We start from the raw sequence: 9,765 nt of genomic DNA, 5'->3' as shown, positions 1-9,765 counted from the left end.
TAAGTTAACAGTCCCAATTATCCAGATTATCACCACTCTATGCTACCACTAGCGATCGCCCCCCTAATCCTCTCAGTCACCCCCCCGCCGCCAGTAGTCATCACCCGACCCCAAGAAGTGCGTCCCCTTCCCGGTCAACTAGATAATATTCCAGTTTTCAATAGCAATAGCCCGGAAGTTGTACCAGTCGAAGGTATCTTACTATCAACCTTTCCCCCCCAAGGTAAAACCCAAACCAATGCCCATCTTAACTTTCCCTTTGACGGTAGGTTCGACATTTTTGCCCATCATATCGCCAGACCCACCAACCCCGAAGACTTACGCACCCTATATCTAGGCTTATTAGCTTACAACCCCACCAGCGAACCGGTCACCCTAGAGATATTACAAGCCGCCAGCTATCTCAGCCAACCAGACGCACCCTTTATCCCCTTACCTCCCGTATTAGACAACAATGATGGGACAGTATTTGCAGGTCCAGGAAGTCGAGTTATGGGAGAGATTTTGCGAGGAAGGCAACAGTCATCACCACCCGACCAAGTAATCATTCCACCACAGCAGTTTCAGATGGTCTTTAAAGCCCCTATTCCGGTAAAAACATTAGAACCGCCTCTCAATGGGCGATCGCTTCTTATGCGCCTCCAGAGTAGCGGTACAGTGCATATAGCTAGTCTAGCTCAATTTGCCATTCAAAACCCCGACGGTAGCGAATCTAGCCCCGCCCTAGAATCATGGGTAGAATTATTACACAATGGTTCTCTAGTCACCCCCCGCGACCTAGCGCCCACACCCCCGAATAGTCCAGAGAGAATCATTTATGGTCGAGTTGCTGGAGTCGCCCTAGGTTCAGTCTGGAAAGCCGAGATAACCAACCTGACCATTCCCGAACCCGGTCAAGCCATTTCCTATATTTTCAGTTCCCTACCTGGGGGTAAATTAGGAACCAACCAAAACCAAAGCGCCCCCATGGTAGTTCGTTATGAGGATACCGCCTATCAAGCCCATGGCAACTATGGCATTCAATATAGCCTAACCCTAGACTTATCTAATCCCACCAATACCCCTAAAACTGTAGTCCTCACCATGGAAACCCCCCTAAAAAGTAATGAACTAACAGACGGGGGAGTGCAATTTTTCGAGGAACCTCCCAGCCGGGTATTTTTCCGAGGAACGGTGCGTTTCCGCTATACTGATGATTCGGGAACTACAGTTAGCCGATACTTTCACCTAGTCCAAAACCGAGGACAACAGGGGGAACCTTTGATTGAATTAGACATTCAACCCCGAACACGGCGACAGGTGGAATTTGACTTTCTGTATCCCCCAGACGCGAGTCCGCCCCAAGTGTTAACTATTAAGACATTAGATTAATCACGATTATGCCTTGGTTTGCCAAAATTGAAACCGGAATTGTGGAAAAAGCCGTTTTTGATCAATATGTCCCCGCCCATATCGAGTATGTCAAGGAGTTGGCTGCTAAAGGACATCAAGCGCGCAGTGGCTATTGGGGAAGGAAAGGCGGCGGAATGTTGCTTTTTGAGGCTGAGTCTATGGCCGCCGCCCAAGCTATTGTCGCGGATGACCCTCTGGTGGTTAATAATTGCGTGACTTACGAAATTTTTGAGTGGTGTGTGGTTGCACCGTGAATTTCTGTGTTATAATGAATTTTGTGGCCTGGACCTATGCGGTCAGAACGCCTAAACCTTGTCAGGACCGGAAGGTAGCAGCAACACGGGATGCTTCTGATAGGCGTGGAATCCGGGTCACTCCCATTTTTAACTTCCCCTAAATTATTGCCTGGAGAGTTTTTCCCTATGCCCGGTTTTGGAGATTTAGTCCAAAAAGCAGTTTACCTTGGGGTTGGTTTGGCTTCCTACGCCGGGGAAAAGGCGGGGAGTAAACTGGCTGAGTTACAGGTAGAAGCCCAAAAATTAGCAGATGAACTGGTTAAACGTGGCGAAATGACGACGGAAGAAGCCCGCCGTTTTGTTGACGATGCTATCCGACAAGCACAAGAACCAGGCGCTGATTATAATCCTACACCACCTCAGTCGGCGCAACCTCGCCGCATCGAAATTATTGATGATGAGGAAGAAGCCCCAGAGAGTAGTAGTGATGATAGCATTGAAGACTTACGCGATCAGGTTGATAAACTAAAGGATGAGTTGCGTAATTTGGAAAATGATTGATTTAATTGATCAATGAGTGCGATCGCTCTGCGTAAGATAAGATTGGTTTATCCTTTGCACATAATCCTGTAAGACCTGAGTATGGGAAACCAAAAAGGGCTATAATTACCTCAAGAGTCCCTTGCTTTCAGCAAAGGGAGTGTCAAATATTAAAGCAGTTAGCCCCTAAAGCCTAATGGAAGATTGGTCTAATGAGTTTGTTAAGAGTATAGAAGCCACAGTTATTGAGGTGGAAAAGTTTTTTATAGATGCGACTGAAGAGTTTAATCATATCATGGATGACCTGACTCAATTTTCCGAAGAAATTGCTGAGGAAGTCCAAAATAAGTTGATTCCCGACTTAGACCAGTTTTTAAATGATATCTTTGAGCCGATTCTGGATATATACTTAGATTTGGAACTAGATGGTATTGAGGAAGAGGAAACTTTTGATCCCTTTGTCACCTATGTTCACCCCAGCGCCACCCAAAACCCAGCCTGTCGTGGATGTAATCACTATCATGGTAAAATCTACGGTGGGAATTTGTTAGTTTGTGGAATGCACCCATTAGGTGTGGAGGGTGACTCCTGTCCCGACTGGGAATCAGATCATGATTGATTTTTGATGGGTGATTTTTGATTTTTATATAGGGCTTGTGTTTCAGCGGTGAGTCTACCTGGTATCCCTGTCATTCCCCCACAAATACACCTGAGACACTACCAACGTCAGGCGGTATCCCAATGGTTTGGGAACCGGGGACGGGGAACGCTGAAAATGGCAACGGGTACGGGTAAGACTATCACAGCCTTAGCGATCGCCTCTGAATTATATCATAAAATTGGCTTACAAGTTGTTTTAGTTATCTGTCCCTATCGCCACCTAGTTACTCAGTGGGGACGGGAAGCTCAGAAATTTGGGATGACTCCGCTACTGGCTTTTGAAAGCGTCCACAATTGGCAAAAACACCTATCTACGTCCCTTTATAACATAGGTTCGGGTCATCTACCGTTTCTCGCAGTCATCACGACTAACGCCACGCTAATTTCCGATAGCTTTCAGTCTCAACTGCGGTATTTCCCCGCCAAAACTTTGATTATCGGCGACGAAGCCCACAACTTAGGAGCCCCTCGCCTAGAAGCTAGTTTACCACGACATATAGGTTTACGTCTAGCACTTTCTGCTACCCCAGAACGTCATTTTGATGACCAGGGGACAAATGCTTTAATGGAGTATTTTGGTCCGGTTTTACAACCGGAACTTACGCTGGCTGAAGCTATCCGCCAAGGGGCGTTAGTTCATTATTTATACTATCCGATTTTGGTAGAATTAACGCCGGCTGAAACTCTGATTTATTCCCGCCTAACTACTCGCATTGGTTGGGCTTTAATGGACAATGAGAAGGAGTGGGAAACTAACGAAAATATCACGGCGCTATTGATGCAAAGGGCAAGAATAATTGGGGCTGCTAATAATAAGGTTAACGCCCTCAGACAGTTAATGAGTAATCGTTTACAGACCAGCCACACGCTATTCTATTGTGGGGATGGTATCACGGAAAAAGGCACTCGCTTTGACCGACAACTAGAAGCGATCGTCTTTTTATTGGGGTCAGAATTGGGCTATCGTGTTAATACCTATACCGCCGCTACTCCTATGGCAAAAAGGGAAGAATTGCGGCAACAATTTGAAGCGGGACAACTACAGGGTTTGGTAGCTATTCGCTGTCTTGATGAAGGGGTAGATATTCCAGCTATTCGTCATGCGGTAATTCTGGCAAGTAGCAGCAACCCCCGCCAATTTATTCAACGTCGAGGACGGGTTCTTAGACCTCATCCCGGAAAGGAAAGGGCGACGGTTTTTGATATGATTGTTTTACCGCCAGACTTGGGCAGAAATACGTTAGATGTTGAACGCAATTTGTTAAAAAAAGAGTTGATACGGTTTATGGAGTTTGCTGATATTGCAGACAATGCAGGAGAGGCTAGGGTGAAGTTATTACAACTACAAAAACGCTATGGTTTATTGGATTTATAAATCATCCATCATTATCTCTCCCTCACCCACGGCGGTTTTCGGGGCTGGTTTCGGGGGCGGGTTTAACGGGGTGGGTTTCGGGGGGGTTTTCCGGGCGGTTTCGGGGCGGTTTTCCGGGCGGGTTTAACGGGGTGGGTTTCGGGGGGGTTTTCCGGGCGGTTTTCCGGGGGGGGTTTCGGGGCGGGTTTCCGGGGGGGTCCGGGGCGGGTCCGGGGGGGTCCGGGGCGGGTTTATAAGTTGACTGGTGCTAAGTCGAATTGACTGAGGAACCCGCCCCTACATTATCCCTCCTTGTCGTCTCAGAGTTGACGTGATTATAGGGGTTGTGGTAGGATAAAATTTATTTTTGTTAGATAGTCGATTTTTCGCCCTATTAAAAAACCATCGATAACTCACGTTTGGAATAGTCTATGTCTTACCAATATTCAGAGGGTTTAATTCACGCGATTTCTAATGTGTTTTCTGAGGCAAAATCTACCTATGGAGAAAACGCTAATCAGACATTATTTCATGACCCGATTACAGATGCACCCCCGGAAGTTAGGGAAATTATCGAAAGGGTTTTGCAGGCGGAAAGAGATAAACTATATATGAAAAGTCCCTTGAACATTAATGATGATGTTCTCAAGATTATTAAAGAGGTCATACAATGAATTTACTCTCGATTCAGTTGTGTAACTTTCGGCAATTTTACGGAAAAAGCCCGATTATATATTTAGCAAAAGGGGAACGAAATACTACGGTAATTTATGGGAATAATGGTGCGGGTAAGACGACGATACTTAATGCCTTTAGCTGGGTTTTATATAATAAATTTAGTGCGGCATTTGCGGTGTCGGAACAATTGGTTAATAAGCGATCGCTGACGGAAGCTGAACCGGGGAAAGCTGTAGGTTGCTGGGTGGAAATTGTCTTTGAACATGACCATAAACGCTATCAGGTTAAACGGGTTTGTCGCGCCTATAAGCAACATGGAGAAATCGAACATTCCGACAGCGAATTATATATGCAGGTGGCGGGAGATGATGGGCGCTGGACTTTGCCGCCGCAGCCACCAGAAGAGATTATTAATCGCATTTTACCGATGAGTTTACATCAGTATTTCTTTTTTGATGGAGAACGCATAGAACAAATTGTTAGGGATGATAGAAAAGCGGAAATTGCGGAAGCTACTAAAGAGTTATTGGGGGTGGAGGTATTAAATAGGGGTATTAAACATTTAAAGGAAGCGAGAAAGTCTTTGGAAAAGGATTTATTGATTATTGGTAATCCTGAGACAAAAAAGTTTTTAAACGACAAAAAAAAGCGGGAAGATGAAATCAATACTTTGTCGAACAGACAGAAGGAAATCGAAACGGAATTAGCACATCATGAACAGTTAAAACGCACGCTAAATTCCCATTTATTGGATTTAAGCGGGGCGGCGGAGTTGCAACAATTGCGAAGTGAGTTAGAAAGCCAAATTATTTCAATCAGAGATAATTTAAAAAAGTCTAAAAAAACGATTAATAAACTGTTGTCAACTAGGGCTTATCCGGTTTTATTGTCAGATACGATCGCCGATTTTCGTCACCTGTTTTCAGGAATGCGAGAAAGGGGGGAGTTAATGACAGGAATTACTAAGCAGTTTGTGAATGAGTTGATTAACCGCCAGCAGTGCATTTGTGGAACTCCTATAACAGAAGGAAGTTCGGAATGCGATCGCCTAAAAAGTTGGTTAAATAAAGCCGGAATGGCAGATATTGAAGAAACCGCTATCCGTATGTCTACCCAAGTCGATGATGTAGATCGCCAACTAGGAGAATTTTGGCAAGAAATTGACCAGCATCAAATATCTATCAGCACAAATAGGGCGGAATTATCCAAAATCGAAACCCGGCTAGATGATATTAAGCAAAAGCTACGCCATTTCCCAGATGAGGATATTCAACAACTGCAAAAACGCCTAGATGAAATCGAAAGCCGCATTGGTGAACTTAACCGAGAAATGGGTTCCAATTATCAACAAATTGAGACTCTAACTCAAGAATGCGAGAAACTCTCGAAACAAATAGATCGCCAACAAATGAATGAGATTAAGCAGCTAACAGCCCAGCGACGCATTGCGGCGACGGAAGATGCGATCGCCAGATTATCCCAAGTCCTCGAACGTTTAGACCAGCAATTCCGCCAACAGTTAGAAAAGCGAGTCCAAAATATTTTTGCCAAAATTTCTTTTACCCCCTATCAACCGCAACTCAGCCCCAAATACGAACTTAAATTAGTGGAAAGAACCTCTGGAGAAGATGCACCAGTAGCCTCCTCCACCGGAGAAAATCAAATCCTCAGTTTATCCTTTATTGGTGGAATTATCGAAGGTGTTAGAGAATGGAGCCAAAAGAATACCCTCATGGGACCAGATAGCAGTACATTTCCCATTGTGATGGATTCCCCTTTTGGTAGTTTAGATGAAATTTACCGCCGCCAAATAGCCCGCATTATTCCAGAATTAGCTAACCAGCTAGTTGTATTAGTCACCAAAACCCAATGGCGGGGGGAAGTCGCAACGGAAATTAAGCCCAGAATTGGGCGAGAATATATCCTAGTTTACAACTCATCAAAACCCGATTGTGAGGAAGATATAATTAATTTACAAGGGGTTAATTATCCCCTAGTTAAACTCAGTCCCAATCAGTTTGAGTACACCGAAATCATCGAAGTAGAAGCGGAATTTTAAACCTGGGTAATCCTATAATCATATAATCATCCTACCATAAATTATAACATATCCTGAGTAAATGTGATAGTATGATGTGGTTGTCGCTACTATCTTAAACTATGACTCCAGAAGTTGCGATCGCTGAGATCAGTATCAAAGATAATCTTGAACAATTTCTGCTGGTCTTGCTGATTTCCCTAAGTGTGGCCACCATGTCTCGTTTATTCCCTTGGCTGCGGAAAATTCCCTTTACCCTATTATTGGTAATTGTCGGATTATTTTTAGCCTTTGAAGACATCCATCTAATCCAATTATCACCAGAACTAATCCTAGAAATTTTCCTACCTCCGTTACTCTTTGAAGCCGCCTGGAATCTGAATTGGCGAGACCTAAAACGAGATTTATTCCCAGTATTTTTATATGCAACTATTGGGGTAGTTATTTGTGTAGTAGGGATAGCTATTGGCTTACATTTAGCCGTAGGAATGCCGATAGCGATCGCCCTGTTAGTAGGTGCAAGTTTATCAGCAACCGATCCCATCTCAGTAGTCGCCCTAATGAAAGAATTAGGAGCGCCTAAACGTCTGCGAGTCTTAATGGAAGGGGAAAGCCTCTTTAATGATGGCATAGCTGTTGTAGCCTTCATCATCTTAGTCGGTTTTCCTATGGGAAACATCGAAATATCCCCGGCTGCGATCGTTTTAAAACTCTTATCATTCACAGGAATTGCCGTAGTTATTGCTGGGATAATTGGGTTTGGAATATCCTATCTAACTCAGCGTTTTGACTCTCCCCTAGTAGAACAATCCCTCACCCTCCTAGCCGCCTATGGAACCTATGTAGTCACCGAAGACTTAGGCGGATCTGGAGTTATTGGCGTAGTAGTAGTAGGGTTAATTTTAGGAAATTTTGGTTCCCGAATTGGTATGAATCCCCGCAGCCGATTAATCGTCAGCGAGTTTTGGGAATTTATAGCATTTTTGGTAAACTCAATCGTCTTCTTATTAATTGGCGCTCAAATTGAATTTGGGAGTTTAGCAACCAACATCAAACCCATTGCGGTTTCCGTCCTAGCGATGGTGCTAACCAGAGCAATATCCACATTTACTTTAACGGCGATCAGTAACAGATTAGCCAAATCAGAAATAGACCTACAAAATCAAACTATGTTGTGGTGGGGAGGCTTACGAGGTTCTGTTTCCATCGCCCTAGTCTTGAGTGTCCCAGTGGCTATACCTGAACGGGAAAATCTGATCGCGACAGTCTTCGGGGTGGTTTTATTTAGTTTATTATTTCAGGGTTTAACGACCCAGCCTCTGTTGCAATGGTTAGGACTGCTTGATGAGCAACCTTTGCGGGAAGAATATCTGGAATTAGTAGCCCGTCGTGTAGCCCTCAATCGAGTACAAAACCACCTCTCCCAATCAATTGTTAAGCAGGAATTAGACCCTGATGCTTATCAACATCAAGCCGAATTAGTCAAATCTCAGTTAGAAGCTATCACCACCAAAACTCAGCAGCTACTCTCACAAGACCCCAAACTGCAAGGGTTGACCATAGAATTACTTCGGGAAGAATTAGTTGATATTGAGGCTGAAACCTATGCGGAATTTGTCAGATCCGGCCGTCTGAATACTCAACTCTCAACTCTTTTGTCAGAAGTTATGGAAGAAAAAGACCCAGAAACCGCATAAACAGACAGGAGTCTGGCGCAGTTATTCCCATAACAACAAAAGACTCCTTCCCCCCCTGCTAACAGTGCTGGCGGTTGCTATACCATGACAATTGGGTTGGGAAGCTAAACTCAGATACTATAGCTAGTGACTATGTTCCAATTTATCAATCACCAATGAATGTAATACCCGCCATAGACCTATTAGAAGGGCGCTGCGTCCGCTTGTATCAGGGAGACTACACCCAAGCTGAGACTTTTAATGAAGATCCTGTGGCTGTCGCTGAGGAATGGGTGTCCCAGGGCGCTACTCGTCTGCATTTAGTTGATCTTGATGGGGCGAAAACTGGACAACCTACTAACCACGCGGCTATTGGGGCGATCGCCAAAGCTGTCAATGTCCCGATTCAAGTCGGCGGCGGGTTGCGTAGTCGTGATACTGTCGCCGCCCTATTTGATTTGGGGGTAGAAAGGGCAATTTTGGGGACGGTAGCGGTGGAAAATCCCCAATTGGTAGCTGAGTTATGCGGTGAGTTTCCCGGACGAATTGCTGTGGGAATTGATGCCCGTGATGGTAAAGTGGCGACTAGGGGTTGGCTGGAAACTTCCGAGGTCAAAGCTACAGACCTGGCGCACCAAATGGCGCAGTTGGGGGTGGCTACGATTATTTACACTGATATTCACCGGGACGGGACTTTACAGGGTCCTAATAAAGCGGCATTGCGGGAAGTTGCGGAAATTGTCTCGATTCCTATTATTGCCTCTGGGGGTGTCAGTAGCATTACTGATTTATTAGGGTTATTGGGATTAGAACCTTTGGGGGTAACTGATGTCATTGTTGGCCGTGCTTTATATACTGGAGATGTGGTTTTAAAAGAGGCTATACAGGCGATCGGTCCTGGACGTATTCAGGATATACCCCCTGATTTTGGGAATTCAACTTTTGCCTAATTAACAGCAGAAACCGATAGATAGGGCGGGTTTATTCATCTTCTCGCTACCAAATCTAATTAACTGTGGAAACCGATAGATAGGGCGGGTTTATTCATCTTCTCGCTACCAAATCTAATTAACTGTGGAAACCGATAGATAGGGCGGGTTTATTCATCTTCTCGCTACCAAATCTAATTAACTGTGGAAACCGATAGATAGGGCGGGTTTATTCATCTTCTCGCTACCAAATCTAATTAAC

General features: G+C 44.7%; 9 protein-coding genes and 1 other RNA gene. All 10 read left to right on the top strand.

What is annotated here, in order from left to right; genetic code table 11:
* The first annotated feature begins 39 nt into the window (after positions 1–39).
* The 10 genes from P5674_RS16825 to hisA all read left to right on the top strand — a co-directional run bounded on the left by P5674_RS16825 (position 40) and on the right by hisA (position 9,524).
* The gene (locus P5674_RS16825; RefSeq protein ID WP_006616725.1) at positions 40–1,371 is read left to right on the top strand and encodes a DUF3370 domain-containing protein; all 1,332 of its coding nucleotides are present in this window, start codon (positions 40–42) and stop codon (positions 1,369–1,371) included.
* Between the two features lie 8 nt (positions 1,372–1,379).
* Entirely contained in the window at positions 1,380–1,646 is a 267-nt protein-coding gene (locus P5674_RS16820; protein WP_006616726.1) for a YciI family protein, read from the top strand.
* Between the two features lie 25 nt (positions 1,647–1,671).
* Positions 1,672–1,768: signal recognition particle sRNA small type (gene ffs / locus P5674_RS16815), an RNA gene on the top strand.
* A gap of 46 nt (positions 1,769–1,814) precedes the next feature.
* Positions 1,815–2,189, top strand: a complete 375-nt coding sequence (locus P5674_RS16810) for a phasin family protein (RefSeq protein WP_006616727.1) — start codon at positions 1,815–1,817, stop codon at positions 2,187–2,189.
* Positions 2,190–2,364: 175 nt separating this feature from the next.
* A complete protein-coding gene (locus P5674_RS16805) occupies positions 2,365–2,787 on the top strand; it encodes a hypothetical protein (protein ID WP_006616728.1) in 423 nt (140 codons plus the stop codon).
* A 48-nt stretch (positions 2,788–2,835) separates the two neighbouring features.
* Entirely contained in the window at positions 2,836–4,203 is a 1,368-nt protein-coding gene (locus P5674_RS16800; RefSeq protein WP_014276496.1) for a DNA phosphorothioation system restriction enzyme, read from the top strand.
* A 410-nt stretch (positions 4,204–4,613) separates the two neighbouring features.
* Positions 4,614–4,856 (top strand): hypothetical protein, encoded by a 243-nt coding sequence (locus tag P5674_RS16795; RefSeq protein ID WP_006616527.1) that lies wholly within the window; start codon positions 4,614–4,616, stop codon positions 4,854–4,856.
* Positions 4,853–6,919: an AAA family ATPase gene (locus P5674_RS16790; RefSeq protein WP_315670110.1), complete on the top strand. Its 2,067-nt coding sequence runs from the start codon at positions 4,853–4,855 to the stop codon at positions 6,917–6,919. The genes P5674_RS16795 and P5674_RS16790 overlap by 4 nt, the downstream gene beginning before the upstream one ends.
* A gap of 101 nt (positions 6,920–7,020) precedes the next feature.
* Complete coding sequence (locus P5674_RS16785) at positions 7,021–8,595, top strand: Na+/H+ antiporter (protein ID WP_006616525.1); 1,575 nt, start codon at positions 7,021–7,023, stop codon at positions 8,593–8,595.
* 155 nt (positions 8,596–8,750) lie between these two features.
* Positions 8,751–9,524 carry a 1-(5-phosphoribosyl)-5-[(5-phosphoribosylamino)methylideneamino]imidazole-4-carboxamide isomerase gene (gene hisA / locus P5674_RS16780; RefSeq protein ID WP_014276498.1) on the top strand — a complete coding sequence of 258 codons (774 nt, stop codon included), beginning with the start codon at positions 8,751–8,753 and terminating at the stop codon, positions 9,522–9,524.
* Positions 9,525–9,765: the final 241 nt, after the last annotated feature.

Origin of the sequence: Limnospira sp. PMC 289.06 (assembly GCF_032350395.1) — a bacterium.
GTDB classification, from domain to species: Bacteria; Cyanobacteriota; Cyanobacteriia; order Cyanobacteriales; family Microcoleaceae; genus Limnospira; species Limnospira platensis.
This window is presented reverse-complemented; position numbering and strand designations above follow the sequence as displayed.

Excerpts from the sequence above, each read along its gene's own strand:
- P5674_RS16810 (WP_006616727.1), top strand. The coding sequence starts at position 1,815 with ATGCCCGGTTTTGGAGATTTAGTCCAAAAAGCAGTTTACCTTGGGGTT.
- P5674_RS16805 (WP_006616728.1), top strand. The coding sequence starts at position 2,365 with ATGGAAGATTGGTCTAATGAGTTTGTTAAGAGTATAGAAGCCACAGTT.
- P5674_RS16785 (WP_006616525.1), top strand. The coding sequence starts at position 7,021 with ATGACTCCAGAAGTTGCGATCGCTGAGATCAGTATCAAAGATAATCTT.
- P5674_RS16795 (WP_006616527.1), top strand. The coding sequence starts at position 4,614 with ATGTCTTACCAATATTCAGAGGGTTTAATTCACGCGATTTCTAATGTG.
- hisA (WP_014276498.1), top strand. The coding sequence starts at position 8,751 with ATGAATGTAATACCCGCCATAGACCTATTAGAAGGGCGCTGCGTCCGC.
- P5674_RS16820 (WP_006616726.1), top strand. The coding sequence starts at position 1,380 with ATGCCTTGGTTTGCCAAAATTGAAACCGGAATTGTGGAAAAAGCCGTT.
- P5674_RS16790 (WP_315670110.1), top strand. The coding sequence starts at position 4,853 with ATGAATTTACTCTCGATTCAGTTGTGTAACTTTCGGCAATTTTACGGA.
- P5674_RS16825 (WP_006616725.1), top strand. The coding sequence starts at position 40 with ATGCTACCACTAGCGATCGCCCCCCTAATCCTCTCAGTCACCCCCCCG.